The organism is Bacillus sp. EB106-04-04-XG123 (genome assembly GCF_058791855.1).
Genome location: NZ_JBYTDZ010000004.1, coordinates 108,662 through 134,476, shown reverse-complemented (window position 1 = coordinate 134,476; position 25,815 = coordinate 108,662). Strand labels below are relative to the sequence as shown.

At 42.2% G+C, this 25,815-nt stretch carries 25 protein-coding genes and 1 pseudogene; 9 read left to right on the top strand and 17 right to left on the bottom strand.

The window, feature by feature from the left end:
• Position 1: 1 nt before the first annotated feature.
• The 11 genes from opuAA to AC3WTB_RS13655 all read right to left on the bottom strand — a co-directional run bounded on the left by opuAA (position 2) and on the right by AC3WTB_RS13655 (position 11,728).
• A complete protein-coding gene (opuAA, locus tag AC3WTB_RS13705) occupies positions 2 to 1,267 on the bottom strand; it encodes a glycine/proline betaine ABC transporter ATP-binding protein OpuAA (protein WP_039176292.1) in 1,266 nt (421 codons plus the stop codon).
• Positions 1,268 to 1,667: 400 nt separating this feature from the next.
• Entirely contained in the window at positions 1,668 to 2,762 is a 1,095-nt protein-coding gene (locus AC3WTB_RS13700; protein ID WP_034283225.1) for a toxic anion resistance protein, read from the bottom strand.
• 14 nt (positions 2,763 to 2,776) lie between these two features.
• Entirely contained in the window at positions 2,777 to 4,393 is a 1,617-nt protein-coding gene (locus AC3WTB_RS13695; protein ID WP_492333848.1) for a YceG family protein, read from the bottom strand.
• A 70-nt stretch (positions 4,394 to 4,463) separates the two neighbouring features.
• Entirely contained in the window at positions 4,464 to 5,279 is an 816-nt protein-coding gene (locus AC3WTB_RS13690) for an HAD family hydrolase (RefSeq protein ID WP_058837270.1), read from the bottom strand.
• Positions 5,276 to 6,385, bottom strand: a complete 1,110-nt coding sequence (locus AC3WTB_RS13685; protein WP_492333847.1) for a cysteine protease StiP family protein — start codon at positions 6,383 to 6,385, stop codon at positions 5,276 to 5,278. Before AC3WTB_RS13685 ends, AC3WTB_RS13690 begins: the two co-directional genes overlap by 4 nt.
• Complete coding sequence (locus tag AC3WTB_RS13680) at positions 6,378 to 7,709, bottom strand: phosphoribosyltransferase family protein (RefSeq protein WP_492333922.1); 1,332 nt, start codon at positions 7,707 to 7,709, stop codon at positions 6,378 to 6,380. The genes AC3WTB_RS13685 and AC3WTB_RS13680 overlap by 8 nt, the downstream gene beginning before the upstream one ends.
• Entirely contained in the window at positions 7,699 to 8,886 is a 1,188-nt protein-coding gene (locus AC3WTB_RS13675) for an HpcH/HpaI aldolase/citrate lyase family protein (protein ID WP_247544626.1), read from the bottom strand. The genes AC3WTB_RS13680 and AC3WTB_RS13675 overlap by 11 nt, the downstream gene beginning before the upstream one ends.
• Before the next feature lie 99 nt (positions 8,887 to 8,985).
• On the bottom strand, positions 8,986 to 9,765 hold the full coding sequence (locus tag AC3WTB_RS13670) for a TerC family protein (protein ID WP_039176272.1): 780 nt from the start codon (positions 9,763 to 9,765) through the stop codon (positions 8,986 to 8,988).
• Positions 9,766 to 9,905: 140 nt separating this feature from the next.
• Positions 9,906 to 10,484, bottom strand: a complete 579-nt coding sequence (locus AC3WTB_RS13665) for a TerD family protein (protein WP_034664245.1) — start codon at positions 10,482 to 10,484, stop codon at positions 9,906 to 9,908.
• A 39-nt stretch (positions 10,485 to 10,523) separates the two neighbouring features.
• Positions 10,524 to 11,105 carry a TerD family protein gene (locus tag AC3WTB_RS13660; RefSeq protein ID WP_044333579.1) on the bottom strand — a complete coding sequence of 194 codons (582 nt, stop codon included), beginning with the start codon at positions 11,103 to 11,105 and terminating at the stop codon, positions 10,524 to 10,526.
• A gap of 20 nt (positions 11,106 to 11,125) precedes the next feature.
• Positions 11,126 to 11,728, bottom strand: a complete 603-nt coding sequence (locus AC3WTB_RS13655; protein ID WP_039176264.1) for a TerD family protein — start codon at positions 11,726 to 11,728, stop codon at positions 11,126 to 11,128.
• A gap of 413 nt (positions 11,729 to 12,141) precedes the next feature.
• Here AC3WTB_RS13655 and AC3WTB_RS13650 point away from each other — a divergent pair, with 413 nt between their 5' ends.
• The gene (locus tag AC3WTB_RS13650; protein ID WP_492333846.1) at positions 12,142 to 13,134 is read left to right on the top strand and encodes an LLM class flavin-dependent oxidoreductase; all 993 of its coding nucleotides are present in this window, start codon (positions 12,142 to 12,144) and stop codon (positions 13,132 to 13,134) included.
• A gap of 210 nt (positions 13,135 to 13,344) precedes the next feature.
• The gene (locus tag AC3WTB_RS13645; RefSeq protein ID WP_039176257.1) at positions 13,345 to 14,385 is read left to right on the top strand and encodes an acyltransferase family protein; all 1,041 of its coding nucleotides are present in this window, start codon (positions 13,345 to 13,347) and stop codon (positions 14,383 to 14,385) included.
• A gap of 20 nt (positions 14,386 to 14,405) precedes the next feature.
• Here the strand turns inward: AC3WTB_RS13645 and AC3WTB_RS13640 are convergent, their stop codons facing one another.
• Both AC3WTB_RS13640 and AC3WTB_RS13635 read right to left on the bottom strand, forming a co-directional pair.
• The gene (locus AC3WTB_RS13640; protein WP_058837265.1) at positions 14,406 to 15,185 is read right to left on the bottom strand and encodes a glucose 1-dehydrogenase; all 780 of its coding nucleotides are present in this window, start codon (positions 15,183 to 15,185) and stop codon (positions 14,406 to 14,408) included.
• A 119-nt stretch (positions 15,186 to 15,304) separates the two neighbouring features.
• Positions 15,305 to 15,733 carry a cell wall hydrolase gene (locus tag AC3WTB_RS13635; RefSeq protein ID WP_039176249.1) on the bottom strand — a complete coding sequence of 143 codons (429 nt, stop codon included), beginning with the start codon at positions 15,731 to 15,733 and terminating at the stop codon, positions 15,305 to 15,307.
• A 527-nt stretch (positions 15,734 to 16,260) separates the two neighbouring features.
• Here AC3WTB_RS13635 and AC3WTB_RS13630 point away from each other — a divergent pair.
• Both AC3WTB_RS13630 and AC3WTB_RS13625 read left to right on the top strand, forming a co-directional pair.
• Positions 16,261 to 17,322, top strand: a complete 1,062-nt coding sequence (locus AC3WTB_RS13630) for a DUF4352 domain-containing protein (protein WP_039176247.1) — start codon at positions 16,261 to 16,263, stop codon at positions 17,320 to 17,322.
• A gap of 295 nt (positions 17,323 to 17,617) precedes the next feature.
• Positions 17,618 to 17,953, top strand: a complete 336-nt coding sequence (locus tag AC3WTB_RS13625; protein ID WP_064498775.1) for a hypothetical protein — start codon at positions 17,618 to 17,620, stop codon at positions 17,951 to 17,953.
• 45 nt (positions 17,954 to 17,998) lie between these two features.
• On the opposite strand, the gene AC3WTB_RS13620 is transcribed toward AC3WTB_RS13625, so the two are convergent.
• The 3 genes from AC3WTB_RS13620 to AC3WTB_RS13610 all read right to left on the bottom strand — a co-directional run bounded on the left by AC3WTB_RS13620 (position 17,999) and on the right by AC3WTB_RS13610 (position 20,393).
• Entirely contained in the window at positions 17,999 to 18,334 is a 336-nt protein-coding gene (locus AC3WTB_RS13620) for a hypothetical protein (RefSeq protein ID WP_492333845.1), read from the bottom strand.
• A 143-nt stretch (positions 18,335 to 18,477) separates the two neighbouring features.
• On the bottom strand, positions 18,478 to 19,653 hold the full coding sequence (locus AC3WTB_RS13615; RefSeq protein WP_492333844.1) for an ABC transporter permease: 1,176 nt from the start codon (positions 19,651 to 19,653) through the stop codon (positions 18,478 to 18,480).
• The gene (locus tag AC3WTB_RS13610) at positions 19,653 to 20,393 is read right to left on the bottom strand and encodes an ATP-binding cassette domain-containing protein (protein ID WP_039176238.1); all 741 of its coding nucleotides are present in this window, start codon (positions 20,391 to 20,393) and stop codon (positions 19,653 to 19,655) included. The genes AC3WTB_RS13615 and AC3WTB_RS13610 overlap by 1 nt, the downstream gene beginning before the upstream one ends.
• Before the next feature lie 166 nt (positions 20,394 to 20,559).
• Between AC3WTB_RS13610 and AC3WTB_RS13605 the strand changes: the two genes are divergently transcribed.
• Together AC3WTB_RS13605 and AC3WTB_RS13600 are read left to right on the top strand one after the other, a co-directional pair.
• Positions 20,560 to 21,261 carry a LytR/AlgR family response regulator transcription factor gene (locus AC3WTB_RS13605; protein ID WP_492333843.1) on the top strand — a complete coding sequence of 234 codons (702 nt, stop codon included), beginning with the start codon at positions 20,560 to 20,562 and terminating at the stop codon, positions 21,259 to 21,261.
• Positions 21,262 to 21,272: 11 nt separating this feature from the next.
• A complete protein-coding gene (locus AC3WTB_RS13600) occupies positions 21,273 to 22,238 on the top strand; it encodes a sensor histidine kinase (protein ID WP_492333842.1) in 966 nt (321 codons plus the stop codon).
• A 32-nt stretch (positions 22,239 to 22,270) separates the two neighbouring features.
• Here AC3WTB_RS13600 and AC3WTB_RS13595 read toward each other — a convergent pair whose 3' ends face one another.
• The gene (locus tag AC3WTB_RS13595) at positions 22,271 to 23,200 is read right to left on the bottom strand and encodes an aldo/keto reductase (protein WP_212044186.1); all 930 of its coding nucleotides are present in this window, start codon (positions 23,198 to 23,200) and stop codon (positions 22,271 to 22,273) included.
• Between the two features lie 159 nt (positions 23,201 to 23,359).
• Here AC3WTB_RS13595 and AC3WTB_RS13590 point away from each other — a divergent pair, with 159 nt between their 5' ends.
• The 3 genes and pseudogenes from AC3WTB_RS13590 to AC3WTB_RS13580 all read left to right on the top strand — a co-directional run bounded on the left by AC3WTB_RS13590 (position 23,360) and on the right by AC3WTB_RS13580 (position 25,701).
• Positions 23,360 to 23,821, top strand: a complete 462-nt coding sequence (locus tag AC3WTB_RS13590; RefSeq protein ID WP_260981899.1) for a DUF1453 domain-containing protein — start codon at positions 23,360 to 23,362, stop codon at positions 23,819 to 23,821.
• A gap of 22 nt (positions 23,822 to 23,843) precedes the next feature.
• Positions 23,844 to 25,058 (top strand): sensor histidine kinase, encoded by a 1,215-nt coding sequence (locus AC3WTB_RS13585; RefSeq protein WP_492333841.1) that lies wholly within the window; start codon positions 23,844 to 23,846, stop codon positions 25,056 to 25,058.
• A pseudogene (locus tag AC3WTB_RS13580) lies at positions 25,055 to 25,701 on the top strand (response regulator transcription factor). Before AC3WTB_RS13585 ends, AC3WTB_RS13580 begins: the two are co-directional and overlap by 4 nt.
• The last annotated feature ends 114 nt before the right edge of the window (positions 25,702 to 25,815 follow it).

Sequence of the window (25,815 nt, the reverse complement as noted above, 5' to 3'; positions counted from 1 at the left end):
CTTATTCTACCTCCTGTGCAGAAGGCTCTTGTGCTTTAATTTCCTCTAGCTTGTTAGAAGACATGTTGATATACTCATCATTTCCTGATAATGCACCAATCAATGCACCTCGGACCACAATGCCCTTCATTCTGTTTTTCTCATCGACAACGGCAATCGGAATGTTCGCATCAGACACCGCATCAAAGATCTCTGTCAAATACGTAGATTCCAACACTGTCGTAAATTCTTTATCGAGAACCGTTTCAAGCGACGCTCCCGTTTCTGCTGCTTTCTTCGCTGCTTGGGCAGAAATGACACCTAATAAATGCTTTTTCTTATCTACCGCATAGATAGACGAAATCCCTAGGTTTTTCATGAGCGTAAGCGCAACACGTGCCCCTTTGTCAATCTGAACTGTTTCTGCACGTTTCATAATATGACCAGCGGTTAATACTTTAGAAAGGTCAACATCTTCAACGAAACGTTCAACATATTCATTCGATGGGTTCATTAGAATTTCTTCTGGTGTTCCGATTTGAACGATATTTCCGTCCTTCATGAGCACAATGCGGTCGCCAATACGAAGCGCCTCATCTAAATCATGGGTAATGAAAATGATCGTTTTTCCTACAGATGTATGAAGCTCAAGCAATTCATCCTGCATATCTTTACGAATTAATGGGTCTAGTGCGCTGAATGCTTCATCCATTAATAAAATGTCAGGGTCATTTGCTAACGCACGTGCCAATCCAACACGCTGCTGCATCCCACCACTTAATTGATTTGGGTATTGCTCTTCAAAGCCTTCAAGTCCAACAAGCTTTAAAGATTCAAGCGCTTTTGGTCTGCGCTCTTCTTTATCTACACCTTGCAATTCAAGACCATACTCTGTGTTCTCAAGAATTGTACGGTGCGGGAACAATGCGAAGTTTTGGAAAACCATGCTGATCTTTTTCCGTCTGACTTCACGCAATTGATCCTTTGACATATTTGTTATCATATCCCCATCAATATAAATTTCACCGGAGGTTGGTTCGATTAACCTGTTTAGCATCCGCACAAGTGTGGACTTTCCGCTCCCTGATAGCCCCATGATGACAAATATCTCGCCGTCATAAACATCAAAATTTGCTCGATTGACACCAACTGTTGCGCCGGTCTCTTTTAGGATCTCTCTTTTTGTTTTCCCGTTTTCAAGCATTTGAGATGCTTTTTTAGCATTTTTACCGAAAATTTTAGATACATTATTTATCTTGATTTTGATATTTCTCTCTTCAGAATTCATATTTTCCCTCCAAATTAGCATCTTTATAACCGTAACATAAGCGTTATGATGCGAACAATCTTTAGAATTCGCTTATTTCCCCACAATATGTATGAATTCCATATAGAGGTCTGGTCATTAGAGTTTATACGCCGTATTACTCGTAAATCCTATAGAATGCTTCATAAACTACATATTTTACGGGGTATTTCCTCTCACCAGACAATATTTTACTGAAAATTCCTAATTGTGCTAAAAAATAAGTCGAATCCTCGTCATAGCAGTTTTTTTGAATCATGGGCGAACCATTCCCCTGAACATGATTTACCCGAAAATGGTCACATAAAAACCTTTTTTCTCAAATTTTATTTAAATTCACAAAAAAACTGCCTGCAACTTTAGTTACAGACAGCTCGTTTTTTTAGGACTCTAGGGCAGCCCGCTTAATATTATCTTGAAGCTCAAGCATACGTTTTGTTCCATCTTCACGTAATCGCTTGTTCTCTTCTTCGATCTGTTTCGTCTCTTTCATCCCTTGTACAATTGTATTAAAGGAAGATTCGATCGTTTCAATGTCGATGCTTGGACGGCCGGATAATTTGGCAATCTCCACACTTTGACTTGAAATGTTTTCAGCATTTCGTTTCAGCATTTCATTTGTTCTTCTATCCAGCTCACTCATGGAATCAGCGACAAGCTTTTGTCTCTTCGCTGTCACAGCTTGAATGATCCCATTTTTGAAGATTGGAATGGTGATAATGAAGGCAGAGTTGATTTTACCGATTAATTTTGTATTCCCACGCTGAAGCAAACGGATTTGCGGTGCCGTTTGAAGCGCGACCATTCTTGCCATATCAAGGTCATATACACGCTCTTCAAGCGCTTGAATCCCATTACGAAGCGTATCAAGTTCCATTTGTGCCAGCTGGTTTCCACTAGCTGCTTTTTCTTCATATGAAGGAACCAATTGCTTTAATTCTTCAATTTTCATTTGACCGGCTACGACATACTTTTCAAGCTCCATGTAGTATTGAATGTTATGCTCATACATTTCTTCAAGCGTCACAGTCGATTTGGTCATTTCATCTTTATATTTACTAATTTCTACATTAATTTTTTCAATCTCAGCACCGAGCGTTTGATATTTACTAAAAATCTTTTCAATCATGCTGCCGCCGCGTTTAAAGATTTTTGACAACAAACCACCCTTCGGCTCGTCAAAATCATTTTTATCAAAGCGATCCATAATCTTGCCAAGCTGCGTCAGCATTGTTCCTGAGTCAGTGACGCTTGTTGAACGCATCATTGAAAGGATACGATCAGAGAACTTAGAGATTTCAACGGCTGGCTGTTTTCCGTATTCAAGAAGCTCAAGCTGATTTTTCGCATCGATCTGTCTCGCAATATTTTGCACTTCTGGTTCGTTTCGAAGCTGAACGCGAATATCGTCTGCCTTCTCAATCGTGATTTCCTCTTTATCAATTGAAATGATGTCATTTCCGTTTGTATTTGTCATAAGCTTTGATCTCCTTATCGGTTTTTAATGGATTGAAATAACTTTCTAACGATGGACGGCTCTTTAAACTCCTGGTTCATGACCATCTCATCAAGCCAATGGGTATCAAATAATTGGTCATCGATATACCGTTCGATACACTGATATCCCGCCGGATGATATACGAAGAGATCCACACCCATTTCATTTAGGAAAATCAGGGCGGCCGCATCAGAACGAGTCAGCTCACCATTATATTCCGTATGGTATAAAATCACTTTCGGTACGGTTTGTGCATAATCAAAGGTTTGAATCAGTTCAATGAGATCCTGGCTCAAATGCAGAACCTGCTTGAATAAATAAATGCGGACATCTAATTCGGTTTCATTGCCTTCTTTTAATAGCTTCGGATGCTGACAGATTCGAGATATCGCCTCTGCTATCGCACGCTGCGCGCCCTCATATAGATGAGAAAACTGCCACACATTGCTTTTCATTAATAATTCAGGATCAATCTCTCCAGTAGCAGAAAGTGCATGCTGATAATGAAATTGATAATTCGAAGTCACTTCTTTTGTAAAAGGAAAATGGCGAATGGTCTTCGTCTCTTTCCCCTCCATTAACGTGTGAATGCGATCCCAGTATTCACGCTTGTCTCGTGTGACACCCATCATTTTCGCAAAAAGATTCGGAATCTGTATCGTGTCCCGGTCTGCTTTGAAATTCGGGCGGATAAAGGATCGTTCCTTTGCAATTAAAAACAGCTCATCATACGTTGTCTTCAGCGTAATAGAATGAGGAGCATGATCTCTGAATTGCCACGGCTTATACAGCATTGAATCTTCCGTGTGAAGCACCTCTTCAAGCTCTCTTGTCGAGCGGTACGCCACCGTTGATTTCCTCTCAGGCTTTTCAGTAGGGAACGGCTCAAGCTTTGAAGTCCCCGGGTACTGATCAATAAAAGTCAGCTTTTCTTCTGGATCTAATTCGCGAAACGAATCCTCGCCTTCTGGATGAAATAGCACAACATCACAGCCAATCAGCATGACATAGTAAAGAAAATAAAGCTGACTTTTATTCGCCTCTCCATACCAAATGACAGCCGGCATTTTTTCTTCTATATTGACTTCCTTCAGCCATGGACCTAGATGGTTATTTGAAAACTTCACGACATCCAGCAAGACCCGGCGGAAATCGGGATGCTGAAATCCACCCTCATGCAGCTGCTTGAAATGCTCAAACACCTTGATCAATGAAAGACGGATATGCCGGTTCATCACAGGGTTTGGATGGCGTACAATCAGCTGTTCACCATCTAAAAAAGCCACAAAGCGATTCACGGACAATCCCTTTTCTTCTTGGTTAATCAAATGAATACGCTGCAACGCTTGAAAATGCTCTGGCTCAATATGACGATTGAGCGTTTCACTTAAAATATGCATGCCTTCTGTTTCGTATAATTCATGTAAATAAATAAAATAATCGGTTGCATCATGCGGAGTTCCAAGGACCCGGGCGGCGAGACGCGGCAAGGACAACGTATGCTCGTCCTTTACATAACCGTCTCTTTCAGGGAGCGGCTTTTTCAGCACGTTTTTCCAGGCTTCCTGCTCCGCCCGTGTTTGGGTGACATTGATTTCTTTATAACTCACGCCGCTCCTTCCTTTCTCCTATATTTTCTAGAAAGCTACTACTATCATATCATTCAGCCTTCTACTTCTGCTATCGAATCGAAGGCTTTTTTGCCTTCGCCATCTGCTCGATGACAGAAGCGGTGATTTCATCCGCTGCGGCCATGCCAGATGCTGCTGTCGGCTCAAGTTCTGGGTCAAAGTCGAGAACTTCTCCATGCCTTGGGGCAAAGCCCTTATCTGATTGACGAATGAGCCCCACATCTAACAGGGAATCACCCGCACCATAGACGTATTCAAGCTGCAGCCTATCCTTTAGAAAAGCAACAGCATCCCACTTATTAAGCGGCTGTGGAATAAAATAAAGCTTCCGTCCCTGAAGAGAAACCTGCCAGCCTCTCTCCTCACCCCACAGCTTCAATTCAGCAAGCGGTATGTGAGATAAATACTCATCTTTCATAATCAAATAAAGAAATCTTCCCTCTGCTGTACGGGTACGCTTCACCCAAGCCGCAACCGGAAGTTCGGAGATCGCCCTCAGCATCTCTCTGACTGGCATACACTCCCTAAGTCTCTCATCAACAATGGCCTGCCAATCCTCAAGCGGCTTGCCATGGTGAAGAATACAGCCCCCGTTTGTTGTGACAGCATACTCCGGTTGAAGCTCTTGTTGAAAGAAGGTGATCCGTTCATACTGTGCAGTCGTTCTTGTCGTCACTGGAATGAACCAGCCTGATTGATGAATCGTCTGCAAGGATCTTTTCGTTTCAACAGACATATAGGAAAGCGGCCGTTCGTCCAGCACCTCAACTAAATCATACTCTCCTTCATACGCATACTGGTCAAGCACTCGATGTGAGTAAATCAGCGTTCGGTCTAAATCACTGGCAAATGCATATGTCTTCATGACGTTTGCTCCAGCGGGCGAATTAACCCGCAGCACGTGTAGGACATATTGGCATATTCAATGACAGGAACGCCTCTGTCCTCAGCCAAAAGCAAAATATGCTTCAGCTTTTCCTGAGATCCAGGCTGAATTAAGATTTTCCACGGGATTCTTCTAAGCAGCACGCGGGTCGTCTCACCAACACCCGGCTTAATCAAATGGGTATTTTTAATTTGAAACTCCTGACCGATTGCTTCAATGGATGCCATTCCGCGCCAATCTGCCGGCGTCCCTTGCGTAAGTATGGTTTCTGCTTTCTCTTGTACATTTGGTCCGAGGCTGGAAAATGCATCTTCAATCGTATCCACATACAGATTGGACACATCCTCATCAAGCAGCTCTTTATAATACTTTGCCCCATGGAAATCATCGGCATTGATCCAGCGGTTGTTTAATACCGTACGACTGACAAGCCCTGATACCGTCGAATTCAGGCAGGCACTTGGAATGAGAAAGTCCTCTCTCGTTCCATATACATGTGTACAATAGCCAGGGTCCGCCAGCACAGCCAGCTCACTCGAAAGACGCACGCCATATTTTTTTTCAAAATCAATCACAGCTTTTTCGAGCTCTTTCGAAATGGCACCTTTTCCAGTCCATCCATCGATAAAAGCAATTTCAAAGCCTGGATGTTCTTTCAGCATATGATGCAGTGCATTCTCGTCTATTCCGCGGTCGCGAATAATAGAGATGCTGTAATGAGGCAGATCGATACCATATGTCTTTCGAATATATCGTTTGATTAGCACCCCGATCGGTGTTCCTGCACGCGCCAAGCTGCAAAGCACGGTTTTGAAGCCTCGCTTTTTCACAATCTGTTCTGCTACAACAGCTACTGCTTCGGCTACCTTTTCCTTACTTTCTTCAAGAGATTGATAGAATAAAGTCATATAAGATTCAGTTGGTTTATATTCAATTGGCAGCATTTCTGAATAATGCGCACCACTCTGAATTGAACGCTCCCGCTCTTCTGTACTTTTCTCCATCTCAATAGAGGATAAATCTTTGAGTAAGAAGGTTACATCCTGCTCTGGATAGCTTCCCATCTTTGTATACACGTTAGCCATTCACCTTCACCTCGTCTGATAAAGTCACAATATGCACATGCTTCACATGCCGCTCGGCAAATAAATGAATAAGCGGAAGCAATGCCTCCTGAGAGACCTTTTTCTCAAAAAAGAGAAATACATCATCATATTCACCTTTTGGAATGTTGTACACGTAGTGCTGAATTCGGGCATCCTCTGGATTCATAAAGGTAAACCCATTTTGGACAGCGTATCCATCCTTTTCGACTGGGTGAATAGGACTTCTCGTTGTTGAATGAAAGCGAACGCCTTCACCCATATGTGCAGACAGTCTCATCGGTACATACATCAGCTCACCTGTCCCTAAGCAAAGTGTTTGCTTTCCTTTGCGTTCCTGCCGCAGCTTCAATCCCGCTTCAGCAGCTGCTTGGTCAAGCACTTCGGTATCTGCTGCGTTTAAACCAAAACGGCCCGTTTCATGTATATATGGCGAATGACCAGCCGAATTTGCTGCATGAGAAAGCGAATACGGCACTTGCTTAAAGAAAGATTGAAGAGAATGTAAAGAGAGACTTGGCCGCTTCTCTTGCTCCCCAATCTCATACGAATAAGCTGGTTCATCAAGCGTTTTGCCTCTAAAGACCATCTGCCCTTTTAATAAAGACAATGATGTGATGTGAATTCCGAGCTCCTCTTCAAGCTGGCACATGGCTTTCTCATGCTCCTCCGTCCGCCAGTCCAAGATGGAAAGAATGGTATAAGAATGCCGCGGGTACTTTGCATGAAGGTCACGAATGATGTTGATATTTGTACGGCCTGTCGTGACTTCATCATCTACTAACACGATGGGGCGGTCTGTGCGAAGTAATGCTTCATCTGCATAACAAAGCTGGTCTGTTGCATGCGAATGTTCTTCTTCAAATACCAATGACGGGTCAAGACCCAGCAGCTGTTCACGTGTCGTATGAATGTAAGATGCGCCTTCTAGCACATCATACACACCATGTCCAAGGGCTGTTGCCGTTTCCGCAAAGCCGATGACGACAGGCTCATTGCCAGCTGCTAGCTTTTCTTTTTTGAGTGTTTCATAGGCTGCCGTTAACGCCGCGTGATCATCCGTCTTGAGTGCCTCTACAAGAAAATCTTGGTACGGAGGCGTCTGTCCCGTTTGCTCTTTGGCATATGCCATCGCTAAAAGACCCGAGACAAGGAGCGGTTTCACTGGATGAACAGGAATATGCTTTCCAAGCACCTTACTAACGAATAAAAAGGCTCTTTTTTTGTTCACCCTTGCTGCCATCTCAAAAAGATGCTCTTTCTCCAGCTGGAGCGCACCTTCTTTGAGGTCAAGCTCAACCTCCATATGTTCCAAGATGTTCAGCGTATGTCGCTTCTGATTCTGTGAGTATGTCGATATAGCTTCTATTTTCATGAAACACCCCGTAAATGTCTGACTTAATTAATATCTGCTCTGCCCACCTGTAATGGGGCTTCGTTTCATTCATCTTATTAGAGAAGACACTCTTCATTACGCCAACTGTGCCGTCAGCATGTTCTAAAATACTTAATGCATCCATGTACTCTTCCTTTGTCACAACGTACATGCTTTGCACTGGCTTGAGATGTGTTGGATGGATCACTGTTTTCCCATGTATGCCGTTGGCTACATCGAGTTTTGTCTCCTTGAGTAAACCTTGTACGTCATCGAATTCAGATAAGGACAGCTCACCGCCCTTAGAAAGCGCACGGATGAATGGTTTTTGTTCCTTTCGTGCAGGGCCAAAATGCTCCCATACTGCACCTGAAACAACAAAGGAACGACCAAAATAATTGATCATATCTGTGATCAAATCAGCAATCAATCTGATTTCATAGATGGTGGTGTCACGATCACGGCGAATGCCATATAAGCCGCAAAGATCCGTTGCACCAATACGAATATTCAAAATATATTCTTCATCATTCAGCATGATCTGCTTTAACTCAGACAGCACCGTATATCTTGTTTCTTTTTCTAATAAATCGGGTGTTTCCAAAATGGGCATACCGTACAGCTTTGTCTTCGTTTGTGCTGAAACCTGTTTCAAGCTGTCCAAATAATCCTTCGCATTATGAATAGAACACTTCGGAAATACAAAACCCGTCAATAAATGAAGAGATGAACCTAGCAAATCTGCCATTTCAAGCAGCTGCTTCGGTGAACGAACCCGAATAAATAAAAGCGGCAATTGTTCAGCCGTTTCAGGCGTATGCGTCAATTTGTCCGACAGTTTGGCGAGTTGTACCACTAGATTCTGCTCAGCCATTTCCACTTCTTGATCACCGATGGCATCCTCTAAACAAAATACAACAGAGCAAAGCGCTTCATATTTCTGCGACAGCAGCATGTCTGCTATATCCTGTCTTGTTGCAGGCATATACAAAGTAGCACCTAATGCATGCGCAAGTATGTGCCTTGGCGTCATCAAATGCATCGCCACCGGCCTTTTGAAAAAAATATCGTGCTGCTTCGCCTCTGATAAAAACTGAAAATACCGCATGCTGTGCCACCTCCTGTTGTTGAGAGAAAATCGAACAAATGACTTGATGATTCAAAAAAGGATGGAGCCGCTAATCAACTCCATTCCTTTTTGATCGTCCTATTCTTCTTTTGAAGCCGCAGCTTCGTTTGTTACACCTTGATGTTTCTTCTTATTGATTTTATGAACAATAAACGTTCCGATAAATGCTAGGATAATAATTGCAAAGAATACAAGATGCGGGATTTCAATGTGAGCAGCACTCAAGCCCATTTTGATCGCAATGATCCCGATAAGAATAAACGCTGTATTCTCGAGCTCTGGGATACGGTCAATAAGAACAAGGAACAACTGTGCCACTGTACGCATCATGAGAATTCCAAGCATTCCGCCTAATAGAAGAATCCATACTTCCTCAGATACAGCGAATGCTGCAAGAATACTATCAACCGAGAAGGCAAGGTCCATAATTTCTACAGAGATAACGGTTGCCCAGAATATACCAAATACCCGAATCAACCAGCCTTCTTTTTTCAATTCCTTCGCTTCATCATCGCCATCACCTAACCAGAAGTGCTTAATGACAAGCCATGCTAAGTAAGCAGCTCCAAGAACCTTAATCCACCAGAATTTAATAAGCAGCATCCCTACGCCAATGAATAGAAAACGGAAGAAATAAGCGCCAATTAATCCGTAGGTTAATGCCTTTTTACGCTGCTTTTCCGGTAAATGTTTCACCATCACGGCTAATACAAGTGCGTTATCTGCTGATAACAATCCTTCAAGCACGACAAGCGTCCCAATAAGCCCCCAAGAGACAGGGTCTGTTAACACCTCTGCCCACATATGCCAATCAAAAAACGAGGCATATGTATCCAACATATGTTTCAAAATGTCCAACTGGTTTTCCTCCTATAAGTGTAGAAGCATCAGCAGGCTTTCGCCTGCTGCTATTCTTGATCGCTGTTTCTTTCTCACTTTGGAAAAGGCCCTCATATGAGTTTTTGACAGCACCTCTTGAATTGATTTGTTTCTCTTATTTACACTTCTAACCCATAATTTTGACAAAGAGCTGCAAGTCCGCCAGAGAATCCGCTTCCGATCGCGTTAAACTTCCAATCACTTCCGTGTCGGTACAATTCACATACCACAACAGCTGTTTCAATTGAGAAGTCTTCGCCTAAATCGAAGCGAATCAATTCTTCCCCGCCCTCTTCATTTACAACACGAACAAATGCATTAGAGACTTGTCCAAAATTTTGGCTGCGCGTCTCTGCATCATGGATCGTAACTGTAATTCCGATACGATCAATGTTAGCAGGAATTTTCGAGAAATCAACGAGAATTTGCTCGTCATCTCCATCTCCTTCACCCGTCCGGTTATCACCTGTATGAGTGACACTGCCGCTCGGATGCTGAAGGTTATTATAGAACACAAAATCTGTATCTTGCTGACAACGATTGTTTGCATCCACCAAGAAAGCCGAAGCGTCCAAATCAAATTCGGCTCCGCCAGAATATTTATTCGTATCCCAGCCAAGACCGATCATCACTTTCGTCAACCCTGGGTTGGTTTTAGTTAAATCGACACGTTGTCCTTTTGAAAGCTGAATCGCCATATTCGTATCTCTCCTGTCTTTGAAAATAGGAAGCTATCGTTATCCGATATCTAAGCCGAAGTCCGTTGCAATGCGTGCAAGACCGCCTTGATAGCCTGATCCGACAGCCGAGAATTTCCATTCCCCGCCATGACGGTATAATTCACCTACAATAATGGCTGTCTCAATTGAGAAATCCTCTGCCAAATCGTAGCGAATGAGTTCTTCATTCGAAGCCGCATTTAAAATACGTACATATGCGTTAGACACTTGTCCGAAGTTTTGACTGCGCGCTTCTGCATCATGAATGGTAATGACAAATGAAATCTTCTCAATACTTGCTGGTACAGCTGCAAGGTCAACATTGACCTGCTCGTCATCTCCGTCCCCTTCACCAGTGCGGTTATCGCCTGTATGTACGACACTGCCGCCTCCGCCAGTTGTTTGATTGTAAAAGACAAAGTCAGATGGAGAGCTTGCTTTACCTGATGCATCTAAAAGGAATACACTTGCGTCTAGATCAAAGTCATGTCCGCCGTCATACTTATTGACGTCCCAGCCAAGACCAACGACTACTTTTGTTAAACCCGGATTCGTTTTTGTTAAATCAATTTTTTGACCTTTCGCTAAAGAAATTCCCACTAGGAACCTCTCCCTTCTGTTTAAATGTAGTTTCTCGTAATATCGGCAAGCTTCGCATCATTTGTACCATTTCCAAGAGCCGCAAACTTCCACTCATTCTCTTGACGGTAAAGTTCTCCGACGATTAACGATGTTTTTCCTGCATAGTCATCTTTTAAATTATATTTCACTAATTCTTGATTGTTTGAACGATCAACGATGCGAATGTAAGCATTTTGAATCATACCAAAGTGTTGGTTTCTTCTAAGGGCATCATAAATGTTCACGACAAACACCAATTTATTCACATTACCCGGCACCTTGCTCAAGTTGACGAGGACTTGTTCATCATCTCCGTCTCCTTCACCAGTCAGGTTGTCACCTGTATGCTCAACACTGCCGCATTTGCTTTTTAGGTTGCCAAAATAAATCAAATCTTTATTTTCCGTAAACTTATCATTTTTCAGCATGAGCACTGAAGCATCACAATCAACATCAGCGCCGCCTCCGCCGCCAAACAGCTTTCCTAAAAACCCGCCGCCTTGTGATACAGGGTCCCAGCCAAGTCCAACAAGAATATTCGTTAGCCCTGCTTTCCCTTTTGTTAAATCAATACGTTGACCTTTTTCTAATGTAATCGCCAAATCAATCACTCCTCCAGCATAATAAAAATCTATTTATTAAGCGATGGACCCTATTAAAATCATCATACATGAAAATTCGACAAAATTCATGAAATGACATTGGAGCCTCTTACTCTTTTTTCTATTTACTAGTATATACGATCTATGTTCAAGATAGGTTTCAAACACTTTATATTTTTTTAAAGAAAGATGCATATTGAAAATAGTTCATGTCGTAAATGAAGTGTTTCATGTGAAACATTGTCGAAAGTTCCCGGTGAGCAGCTCTTGCTGATAAGGAGCGTAAGATGTGGTTTCATATGTTGATATAGAAAAGATAAAAGCATGTGTTCAAAGGATAAACCCTTTCGTTTCCTTCCACCCATTGATTTCTTTATACTTATATTCAGCATGTTGTTGAAAGGATGTTGATGATGCCATCACTTCATATATTAGATCAAGTCGCCATTCCTAAAGGTCAGTCTGCGCAGGAGACATTGATTCATACAACGCAGCTGGCTCAGCTGGCTGAAACGCTTGGGTATGAGCGCTATTGGTTCGCTGAACACCACAGCACAAGGGGGCTCGCTAGTACAGCGCCTGAAATATTAATGGCTCATATTGCGGCTCATACATCGACCTTGCGTACCGGATCTGGCGGCATTTTACTTCCTCAGTACAGTCCTTTTAAAGTAGCAGAGGTCACGCGGCAGCTTGAAGCCCTTTATCCTGGACGGATTGAGATCGGAGTCGGCAAATCCCCGGGCGGGATCGAAAGGACGAGACTCGCTTTGACGGACAGCGTGCATAAAGATCTGTCTCAGTTTGACCGCCAGCTGAAGGATCTTCTTTTTTACTTATCAGATAGCCTGCCTTCTGGTCATCCGCATGCAGGTGTGAAAGCTGCTCCGCTTGTTGATGCTCATCCGCCGGTTTGGCTGCTTGGACTAGGAGAAAATAGTGCCATACAGGCGGCGGAGCTTGGAATCAACTATATTTTTGGCCACTTTATTCATCCTGCACGCGGCAAACAAGCATTTGAGACGTATCGATCACACTTTTCTCCATCTGTCTTTTCTAGGCAGCCACAATCTATGTTTGCCGTCTTTGTCATCTGCGGTGACACAGATGAAGAAGCAGATCGGATCGCCAGCAGTACAGATTTATGGCTGCTTCGTGTTGAAAAAGGACTGGACAGCCGCGTTCCTTCTATAGAAGAAGCAAATGCCTATCACTACACCACGCAGGAAAAGAAAAAAGTGCTGCAAAACCGCCAGCGGATGATTGTCGGCTCGAAGGAAACGGTGAAAGAGCAATTACAGACCTTGATGGAACGCTATCAAACGGATGACATCATGATTCTGAACAATTCCTTTGATCCGATCGAAAAACAACGCTCCTACAAACGAATAGCAGAATTATTTTGAAGCCAGCTTTCCAGGCTTCTTTTTTTACATTGTCATAAAAAATGGGAAATGTAACATCAAGATGTCAAAATCCTTTCGTCTGTCATCTAATCGCAAATGTGTCTTCTAATCGTTAGCGAACTGTAAACGTATAAGAGGTGTACCTTTTATATAGTAGAGGTACATATTCAATGAACGGTTTACGACGCTGAGAAAAAGGAGATGACAGACATGAAAAAGAGACTCGATTGGGTAGATGCAGCTAAAGGAATCGGCATTCTGCTCGTGGTTATGGCGCATGTGCCCATTCCAGATTCGCTCAAGCAATTCATTTACTCTTTTCATATGCCGCTTTTCTTTTTACTATCAGGCATGATGTTTCGGTCATCCTCATCCCCTGCTTTGTCATTTATTCAGAAAAAAGCCAAAAGCTTACTCCTGCCCTATCTCTATTTCTCCATCATTACGTATGTATTTTGGTTCTCCGTTACTCGTTTTTTCGCATTCAAGGGACAAACGGATATCGACCCTTTCGTTCCGTTTACAGGTATTTTCATATCCAATGCAGATGAAGCAAGACTTACACATAACCCAGCGATTTGGTTTTTAACGACACTCTTTTTAGTGGAAATTTTATTTTTCTTTATGCATCGTCTTTCAAAAGGGAGACCTGCTGCCTTAATCTTGCTGACTATTCTTTGCGGAGGTGCTGGATATGCCTCTACCTTGCTTTTAGATCAAAGTCTTCCTTGGAATGCTAATGTTGCCTTGACGGCTGTTGTGTTTTATTCGATTGGATTTTTAGCAAAGCAGTGGTTTGTGGAATTAAAAACAGATCCAACCCTTCTTTTATGTACAGGTCTGCTTGTGCTGACGGCTTACATGCAGAGCTTTAATTCACGGATCGATATGCGCGTCAACGACTACGGTGATCTCTTTATTTTCTATGCATGTGCTCTGCTCGGTTCAGCTGCCGTGATTTATTTAAGCTTTAAATTGAAAACATCCCCTATTTTGACGTATCTAGGACGAAATTCTATTGTCATTCTTGTCTTGCAGTTTGCCGGCATTGATATCATGAAAGCATTTGTTTTTTATGGACTTGGTATCAATATTGCTGATACAGCGCAGCTCTCTTGGACACTTTTTTATACGATCGGCACATTGCTGCTCATGGTGCCATGTATCTCCTTCCTGAGCAAGTACCCGATGCTGCTCGGCAAACGAGCCAAAGCTACACAACGCTACGAACAAAAAACATCCGCCGGCTGAACAGGCGGATGTTTTTCGGATTAATCATTGATTTGAGAAGGATAAAGTGTCATTCCACCATCCACAAATAAGGTGGTGCCTGTGATATATGCCGCTTCCTTAGAAACGAGGAATGCCGCAGCGGACCCAATCTCCTTCGGTTCACCAAAGGTCCTCATCGGAATTTTCTCAAGCTGCTTTTGTTTTTTCTGTTCATCCTGCAAATCATCATTTGATTCGGTTGCCATGGTACCTGGCGCAATCGCATTGATTCGAATACCTGATTCTGCATAATCAAGAGCCAGCGTCTTTGTCATCATATTCATTCCGCCCTTTGAAGTGGAATAATGAACGTTGAATGGGCGCGGAATCTCCTGATGGACACTGGAAATATTTAAAATAGATCCTTTGATGTCATGCTCCATCATATAGGCAAGCGCAGCCTTTGCGCCTAAAAATGCACCTGTTATGTTCACATCGATGACGTTTTGCCATTGCTCCAGCGTCATCTCATGCGGCAGCGCTTCTTCGCCGTTGAAGCCTGAATTATTGACGAATACATCTACTGTACCGAAATGTTCCAATGCTGTATCCATGATGGCTTGGATGCCTTCCTCTTTGGAGACATCTGCGTGTACTTTCACCGCTTTGCCTCCGTGCTTCTGAATGGCTTGTACCGTCTCTTCAGCACCATCTTCATCTCCTTTATAGTTCACAACCACATTCATTTCCTCTTGTCCAAACCGCAATGCGATCGCTTGTCCAATTCCTTTTGAAGAACCTGTGACAATGGCTGTTTTCCCTTTTAAATCTTGATACATCTTCATTTCCTCCATTCACGTGCTTCATCTTGTTGATACACAATGGTTACCCATTTTGGAAAAAACAAAAACACAACCCTCTGCATTCGTACTCTAAGAGGGTTGTGCGTTTCATCAAGCTAAAAGGTGTTATAGACATTTTCACACGTTTCGGCGGTTGGCTGATAAAAGCAATGCGACTTATACCTTGCCACAAACGGCTGATTATACCATGTCGCTGGACAATTGCCAGGGGGTTTAAAATACCAAAGGCTGAATTTTGCCGGCCAAAAACGTTCTCCGTTAATATTTCTCCGCGCAAGTGTTTTTTCAGTTTCTCGTGCTCGTTGATAAAAGTACCCATGCGTGACCGCTTCGAATGCATGCTCCTGATAAATCATTTGTGGAATCGTACGCAGCCCTTTAAAGTCAGAGCAGTTGGCACGCAGCCGATTGATGCCCACATTTCCTACGAGCAGCATCCCTTGCTTCCCTTCACCTTCTGCCTCCGCTCTCAGCAGTCTGGCCATTAAATCAATATCAGAGCTTGTCGCTCTTACCACTGCCATACATCCACCTCCAGTTCGTTTCTCTTTTATTTTATGTAGCGTTTCTGTGTAGATGACTGCCATTTTGACATGAAAAAGCACGTTCAGTGTCGGCAGCCTGTCTAAATTTGCTGGACATGTGTCTTGCTGTCAACAACACACAAACCAAGTGATCATCCACATAGCAGGAAAAAATATTCATTACTATATACTCATTTACAAGTCATAAAAATCCTTCTAATTGCGACATCATCTTCAAAAACAGTCATTTGAACCTATTCAATAATCCGACTCAAAACCTTAAAATATAAAATGTTGAGTTTCTACAGGAGATATCAAATAATAAATTACAAGTTTCTCCTCTCAACTTAGTGTCATTTTTACTACTTGAAGCCAATCAACCTCGGAAACGCACTGAGGTATTGACAGTACTTTCGCTTCATTCTACAGTAAAAAACATACAGTATTTTTCTTTTTGTGCAAAAAGAACGATATGAACTACAGCTTTTCAATGAAATTCACCATAAACCCGAGGAGGAAAACACGACATGTTTAAAAAGAAATTATCCCTGTTTCTTCTGATCTTGTGTGTAACTGTTGTCGCTGCCGCTTGTAGTGGTGGTAAAGACAAAACAGCTGCGAAAGAAAACGATACCAAAAAATCTCTTGATGCAGCAGAAGTAAAGGTAGAAAGTGCTGAGTACACATTACCACCTCAATACGATACATCTGTACAGGATGATCAGTATGTACTAAAAGTGAATGTATCTGTAAAAAATATCAGCAAAGAGCCTCTCAATGTTGATAAAAGCAACTTCACACTTTACCAAGATGACGCACAGGTATCTACGATCTCTCCAGATGACTACAACGAAGTATTATCTTCAAGCTCTTTAAATGCAGACAAAGTAACAAAAGGCGGTCTATTCTTTGTTGTTGACAAAGACAAGGACTATCAGCTTGTTTACACAGAGCCAGGCAGTGGATCGAAAAAAGATGACAAAACACTAGAATTCGATATTAAAGGAAAAGACTTAATGAAAAAAGCAGATACACTACAAGCATCTGCAAAAGCTCTTTCTTCTTATATTGATGTGATGATTTTTGGTAAGAAAAACGACGATTTCGAAAAACTAACAGGTGATAACAAATCAACTGTTGTGAATGAATTCGATAAATCATTCAAACAAGGTTATATCACTTCATCAGGTATTTCTTCTAGCTCAGCGAAGGACGAAAACCTTGATAAGCTTTTAAAAGCAGTAAAAGAAACATTAGCTGAAAAATCAAAAGTATCAACAAAAACAAAAGCGATCAGTGGTGATAAAGCTGTCGTGACTGTGACTCTTACACCGATTGATGCAAGTCCGCTTGTCGATCGTTTGAAAGAGAAAGCGACTGAGTTCTACAGCAAAAACCGTTCAGCATCTTATGATGATGCACAGAAATATCTACTTTCTATCTATCCAGATGAATTTAAAAAATTAGGACCATCATCTTCTGAAGAAACAGTAGAAGTGAACATGAAGAAAAATGATATCGACCAATGGAAACTTGATTTGAACGACTACAAAACAAGCTCATTAGTTGAGAAATTCATCAAGAACTAAAGAAAAACCCCCGATTCCGGGGGTTTCAGATTGTTGACAAAGGGCTAAAATGATCTTTATTTTAGCCCTTTGTCTTCTTTTCAGCGTGATAGAAAACCTTTGCAGTCTAGGAAGGGCGAGCACCGGAGCGGAGCGAATTTGACATTCGTGAGCACCGGAGCGCAGAACTGACAAAGAATGCGAGGGTTTGTCTACACGCTGAAACCCCCGATCCCGGGGGTTTTTTTAATATGATGAACACAAGCGTATTGGTTGCGGTGTATATCAACATTTCTTATTTTAAGGGTGGGAGTCAATGCTAAAGTCTAATCAAAACATCACCTACACGGGTGATGAAATGTTAGAGGTATTAAAAGAAATGAATTTGATTCTTTTGTCTTTGCATAACATGGGTTCTTATTATGGTGAAAAATTTCATCAGTATGGTGAGGAAGCATATAGAGGAGAATATGAAACAGAAACCACACGATTTATAGATGAGTGGGAGGTCACTCAAAGACTCGCTAAAGTACGAAAGATACTATCTTCGAAATTTGATAGTACTTTAGGAATTGACGATATGGATGACATTGAAAGGGCATTGGAAGACATCAAGTACTGGACAAAACCCAATGACAAGCCAAATCCATAGACATTTGATTCACTAGCAAACGAGTTCACAAGCAGGGGAATCTCTTTATACGGAATTCCCCTTTTTAGCTTCATATTCTTTAATGATCTCAATTGGATCAACCGCATCTTCCTCTTGTACATATTCTTCGACATAAGGAGTTGTTAATTTCTCAAACCTTTGCTCCTCATCTACTAAAGCAACATAGACATCATATCCTTCATAATCAGACGGAAATAATGTTGAAGTAGAACAACCGGTTTCTAAAGCCTTGTCTATTGCATTTCTTAGTTCTAATAAGCCTTTCCTATTTCCCAAAATAAAGGCTTCAAAATGGTGTGTTTGCTGAGCATATATATTACATAGTCCTAACACATCATCGTCATCAGTTTGATAAGGCATATCCAATCCCCCTCTTTAGTAAAAATAGGATGATTATGTCATTCCCTCTTCCATTATGCCATAACAATTCTATCCCGATCCTTTTTTATATGAATCTCCGAATATAAAAAAACTTGTAGAAAAATCTACAAGTTTTCCTTTCTTTATTTCGCAAGCATCCATTTTTCTTTCATAAACAAGCTTCTGACGATGACAAACAGGATAACGACTGCCAAGGCTGAGGAGCCGAGTGTCAGAGTGACGGCCACCGGATCGATGATACCAAACATCAGTTGCTTACACAGCGCATGAATATTAAGGAATGGGATGGCAAAGTAATACGTATCTAGCTGCGTAGCACCTGCTCTCATGGTAAAGAACATTGGGAGCACACCTAGTGTAATGATCATGGACATGTACGACTGTGCTTCTTTGACTGAGCCCGAAATGACGCTGAGCAGCAATTCAATCATGGATACCATGAAGGAGAAGATGATTAACGCCGCAAACATGACGCCGATAATGCTCCACATTTGATCACCAAAGTTTAGAGCCTGCTTCAGCTTTTCTGTAAAGAGCAAAGTGGATAGAAGCAGCATACCGATCGCCACAATCCCACTTAAAATACCAAACATAGAGACAGCGAGCCATTTTCCGATGAGAATCTGGAGTCTGCTGGCAGGTGTCAGGAACAACGCTTCAATGGATTTCCGGTCTTTTTCACCTGCTACAATATCAAGCGCAGCCGGTAAAGCTCCTGAGATGACGGAGGTCACCAAAATCATCGGAAGGAGAATCGACAACAGCATAGCGGTCACTCCGTTTTCCCCTTCATCCCCTTCTTCTACATCAACGGACTGCACTTCAAACGGATGAATAACGGACGTGTCGATTTGATCTGCTGCTAAACGCTTCTCGACCACTTGGTTTTGATATTGCTCAAGCAATGATTGCAGCATTTGAACAGTAATGACCGAATCATCATCTGTCGTATATCCATGGATTTTAATAGCGAATGGCTTTTGGTGCTTGAGCATATCGCCTGCCTCTTTCGGCATTTCAAGGTAAGCATTTGCCTCTCCATCTTTGACCGCTTGCTGCGGATCATCAAATGTTTCAAGGTTTAGGTTTTTGACCTCTTTGATCATTTGGTTCATTTCGGCTGGAAGCTGTTCATTGATGGCGACTGTATAGGCTTCATCCCCTGGATCTGCAATCATGCTTTCATAAAAGAACACCAGTCCAAGCATGGTCAAAAGAGGAATCAGCACGGTTAAGAGCAACGTTTTTCGATCCCTTAGCGCATCTGTCATTTCTTTCAAAAAGACGGTTTTCCACATTATGAAATCCCCCTAGCGAGCTTCGACATAAAGATATAGTTCAAGTCATCACTTTGTTCCTGAGTATATAATTCTGAAAGTGTCCCTTTGTACACAAGCTCTCCTTGATGAATCATCATGACACTGTCACAAAGCTGGCTGACTTCTTCCATGATGTGGCTTGAAAAGAGGATCGTTTTATTTTGCTGCTTGAGCTGATGGATAAAATCTCTGAAAATATTACTCGACGTGATATCTAAGCCTGTTGTCGGCTCATCAAATAAGATAATGTCAGGATCATGAATTAACGTTCTGGCAATCGCCACCTTTTGTTTCATCCCTCTTGAGAATCCTTTCACCTTGCGATCCATATATTGTCTCATTCCAAAACGCTTTGCCAAATCCTCTATTCTTGCTTTGATTTCATGCTGATCTAAGCCATACAATTTGCCAAAGTATTCAAGGTTTTCTCGTGCCGTCAAACGATCGTAAAGCCCCGTCTCACCGCCAAACAAGACGCCAATTCGCTTTTTCACTTCCGTTGATTCTTTCACCGTATCAAAGCCTGCGACAGTGACTGACCCGTGCGTAGGCTCTAATAATGTGGCTACGGCGCGCAATAATGTCGTTTTCCCTGCACCATTTTCTCCTAGGATGCCAACGACTTCCCCTTCCTTTACGGAGAACGTCATGTGTTTCATCGCTTTTACGACTTTTTTCTTATCTTTAAACCAGCAGCTGCAATCGCTGAGAGTAATCATTTGGTTCGCCCCTTTCAACTTTACTTTCTAAGTCTATGATAGAAAAAATAATGCCTGCCTGATATAAAAATGTCGCGAAACGTCCTTTTTCTGTCTTGAAATGATCTATTTCAAAAAAACAAATGGTAAAATAGACAAATAATAAGAAGAGTCATAGGTGATTTTTATGATAAAAGTAGGTCTCGTCGATGATTACCGAGTAGATTTAGAAAAGCTGCACGCCATTGTGGGCAGAATGGAGGCTGTGGACATTGTCTTTGTCACGCAGTCAGCAGAGGATGCATATGACAAGGTCAAACAAGGAGACATTGATCTGTTGTTCGCTGACATTGAAATGCCTGGAATGTCCGGCTATGAATTAGCGGACCTCATTCACTCTCACGCACTGAATGTCGATGTAGTCTTTGTGACAGGAAACAGTGGATATGCGGTCCATGCGTTTGATTTGAATGTACATGATTATATTATGAAGCCCTACCAAGCTGATCGCATTGCCAAATGCTTAGAGCGCTATATGTCCACCAAGCAGGAGAAAAGCATTCATGGACGGCTTCTCATTAAACAGCAGTCAGATATTCATGTGCTGCAGAAAAAGGATGTCATTTTTGTTGAGCGAACGGGCCGCTCAACAACTATCGTGACAACATCAGGAGAAATCCAGACATATCAAACTTTAAACGAGTTAAAGGGTGATCTGGCTGAAAAGGATTTTATCCGCTCCCATCGATCGTTTATCATCAATATTCATTACATTAAGAATTTCTCGGCTTATGCTAAAAATTCGTTTATCGTGTCTTTTGAAGGGACAGATAAAAAAGCCATGATGACCAAGCAGCAATTAGAATTCTTTAAGAAATACTATTTTTAAGGAGAACGAACGTGAACGCTTTCTATCTTGGATTTCGCATTTATGCCCTCATATGGCTAGGTCTTGCGTTTCATACAGCTGCTGAAGCCTTTCTACCGCTATCATCAATTGTGTTGTGGATTCTTACCTTTTGCGCGATGTGTGTTTATACATTCTTCATGTACAAAAAATTTTTACCTCATACGAGTGGTTATGTGATGTTAGGTGCTTTTATGCTCATCACCTGTGCAGGCTTTTTGCTGTTTCTAACGCAAGAGAATGGGCTGAGCTGTCTTTTGGCGCTCATCATGATGGTGACAGTCGATATCCTCTCATTGAAGGTGATGCAGACAGAGAATCAGTTAAATGGACGGCTTCAAGAGCTTATAAACGCAGAAGCTAGAACCAACGAATTACTTCTTGAGCTGCGGAGTAAACATCATGAAACAGCCAGACATTTAAATGCCTTTTCGGCGTCGAACGACGAGTATGAGATTAAAGATTTGATTCAGCAATACGTCAAACATTTCCCATGGATGAAAGGAGAAAATGCCTATTTAGCCTCTACCCTTCACATCTTTTTGGAGCGGGCTGAGAAAGAGAACATTGCACTTTCACTAGACCTTCAAGCTCCCTTTTCATCGCTTCCCTTTTCAAAGGCGGATCAGGTTAGTTTTACTGGCAACCTGCTTGATAATGCCCTAGATGCAGCGATTGAAGCAAAGAAAGCTGGAAAAGAGGGCAGCATTTCGGTCACAACCTCTATTCGGAGCGGGCTATTTTTAATCCATTGTGAAAACAGCACAAAAGGTATGGAAAAACATGTGTTAGATCATTTATTCAAAACTTTTGGCCGCTCGACAAAAGGCGGCGATCATCAAGGCATGGGGACGTATATCATTCATCAGCTTGTTGAAAAGGCAGACGGTACACTGGATTTCACTTACCGTTCTCCAAATTTACGGCTCGTCATCAAAATCCCTCTTACAATGTCATAAAAAAAGGTGCATTACTGCACCTTTTTTTCGTGTTAAGAGAAAATCTTGTCGATTTGATTAATTTCCTCTTCAGTTAGTTGAACATCGTTTGTTTTTAAATTTTGCAGCACTTGGTCTGCTCGTTTTGCCCCTGGAATAATAGCATCAATACCATCCTGAGCTAAGAGCCAAGCGAGTGCGACGTGTGCCGTTTCTGCATTCTTTGATTGGGCAATCGCCTTCAGCTTGTCTACTTTTTCGAGATTTGAAAGGAATGCATCACCTTGGAAAAGTGGGTCTTTTGCTCGAATATCATCAAATGTCGCATCCTTTGTAAATTTCCCAGTCAACAAGCCTGATGCCAATGGGAAATAAGGAATAAAGGAAATACCATGCTCGACGCAGTATGGAAGAAGATCCTGCTCCGCCTGACGTTTCAGCAGAGAATACTCCGACTGAAGCACGTCTAAGTAGCCATCTTGGTTAAAGGCTTGAAGCTGTTCAAAATCAAGGTTGGATGCACCGATCGCCTTGATTTTCCCTTCGTCCTTCAATTCCTTTAATGTGCCTGCAACTTCCTCGAGCGGCGTGCGCCCATCCGGGAAATGCATATAGTACAAGTCAATATAATCTGTTTGCAGTCGTTTCAGGCTATTTTCGACCTGCTCTCTTAAGAAATCACGGCTGTTATCAAGTTCAATTTGCCCGTTTACTTCCTTATGAGCTCCTTTTGTCGCAAGGACAAGCTTTTCTCTGCCGCCTCTTTTGGCAATGATCTCACCGATTAATTCCTCTGAACGGCCCAGCCCATAAATAAAAGCAGAATCTAAGAAATTGACACCTTGATCAAGAGCCGTTTCCACAAGCTCCCGTCCAGCATCCTCACTAAGATTCGGGAATAAATTATGTCCACCTACTGCATTCGTACCAAGCCCTATCGGATTCACCTGTAAATCAGTTCGTCCAAGCGTTACCTTTTTCAAAAGCTCATCTCCCTTATCTACGTAATCATCCTTATTTTCCCATGAATCAATTCCAACATTCAAGTATCCCGCTCTCTGAAAATCAACCTGCAGGTGGACGCCGAGAAAATAGTAGATGCGTATGATGAAGATAGACTAAAACGAAAAGGAGATCTTGTTATGACCATTCAAATTGTCATCATTATCATTATTCTGCTTTTAAGAACAGGCAAGGAAAAAGAAATCCGCCCCATCAGGCTTCTCATAGGGCCGCTCATTTTATTAGGCACTCTCTCTTATTCCTTTACCCAGCATATTGAAATCACGGCGATGAGCCTGCTTGTGATGACTGGCTTTGCATTCGCAGGTTTTGCAATCGGGCTTTGGAGAGGTAAACTATACAAAGTAACATATGATCAACAGTCGGGACGTATCACCGCCGCCAGCTCACTCTATGGAACACTTTTTTTCATCGGAATCATTCTTATCCGGATGACAGTAGGTTCAGTTGTACAGGATGGCGGTCATTCCCTGATCATTTTCGCAAATGGCCTGACATTCCTTCCAATTGGCAGTATGATCGGATTACGTTTTATTCTTTTAAAAAGATATATGAACATCAAGGCATCTGCTGCTATTTAACTGATAGACAGGAGTTTTTGATATGAACCTTCAGCAGCCACTCAAGCTTTTAGGTCAAATAAGGCGAAAATTTGTATTAGGCCTTGTATTGACCTATATGTATATTCAAATGTATGAGCCCCTTTCAATAGGCGAATTGGTGTTTCGCACCTTCGTCTATTTGGTGTTTCTCCTTTGTCTTTTTCCAAAAAGCAAGCTGTCACCTAAAAAGCAAATTTCTATGCTCCTCTCGATGTGGATTCTGACACATCTCTTGTGGCTGGTGACAGGTCAGATTCAAGACAGTATTGGGCTGACCTTTTTTATGATTGGCTTTATCGCTTTTCGTTTTTCAGAGGCGCATCATCCCTATCTATTTGCTATCATCTTTTTCACTAGTGGGGTCAGTTATTATGTAAATGATTTTTCTTGGAACATGGTGATCACTCTCCCGCTATTCCAGCTGCTTGTGTATACACTTGTCTTGATCTCTAGAATGCGCCGGCGTGAACAGGAATTAAAGGAAGAACACTTCGGAGAACTGCAATTGGTTCACAAGGAATTATCAGATGCCCATGAACAATTAAAAAAGGCGCATATAGAGCTTGAAGAAGCGACCGTTCAGTCACTCCAATTTGCTGTGCTGGAGGAGCGGAGCAGAATTGCACGTGACCTGCATGACAGCATCGGTCACCAATTAACCTCAATGATTGTCCAGCTGCAGTCTTTGCCCTATCGTTTAAAACAGGAAGAACCAGAGCAGATGGCGCAGACGTTTCAGGAGCTGATCAATATTTCTAAAAATTGTCTCACCGAAGTTCGTTCTGTGGTTCATCATATGGCGTCAGATGATGCAGGTCTCGGACTTGCCGGACTTCGCAGTCTCATCAAGCAAGGAGAGATATCAGGAGAGCTAGATATTCAGTTTCATACAGAGCAGCTTACGTATAAAAAATGGCCGCTCTCCGTATCTGAACTGCTTTACCGCATTTTACAAGAAGCGATCACCAATACAATTCGCCATGCCAAGGCGACCGCGATGACCATTACACTCTATAACCACCAGCATGAGCTGATGATGAACATTGAAGACGATGGAAATTTGACCAGCGAAAAAGATATTTCATTTGGATTTGGACTGTCAGGCATGAAAGCACGGTGTGACGCAGCAGGCGGTTCCCTCAAGACGTCCATACGCGAGCCGCACGGCTTTTGTATCCATGTTCAAATTCCTATCAAGGAGGACTCTGAGACATGACAACCCCTATTAAGATTGGCATTATTGATGATCAGCCGCTGATCCGCCAAGGATTTCGTTATATTGCAAGCGCTCAAGAGGATATTGACGTCATATGGGAGGCGTCAGACGGTCAGGAGGCGGTTGAGCTTTGCTTGACTAACAAACCCGACGTACTGCTCATGGATGTACAAATGCCTGGAATGGATGGCATCACGGCAACAGAGCACATTTTAAAAAAGCACCCAGATGTAAAAGTTGTGATTCTCACGACCTTTGATACGGAAGAATACGTCTTTGACGGGATTCGTGCAGGGGCAGTCGGTTATTTGCTGAAGGATACAATGCCTGAGGAATTAATTCAGGCCATCCGCACCGCCTTTGCTGGTGAATCTGTCTTTCGAACGGCAGCCTCTGGGCACGAGCTCTTCAGCAAGCAAATGATACATATCACACTCATCTGCTTCACGAATCATTTACAGAACGTGAACGCGATGTTTTACAGCAAATGGCCTATGGTTTAAAGAATGAAGACATCGCTGATCAATTATTTATCAGCAAAAGTACAGTAAAAACGCATGTGCACCGTATATTACAAAAGCTCAATGCACAAGACCGCACACAGGCTGTCGTCTTCGCCATCCGGCACCGCCTCGTCAAATAAAAAACTACCTTTATTTCAAGATTTTTATACAAAAAACATTTAAAACCCAAAATAAATCTATAAATCAATACTTATTAACCAGTATATTATGCTTATTTAATTCCTTATTTTATA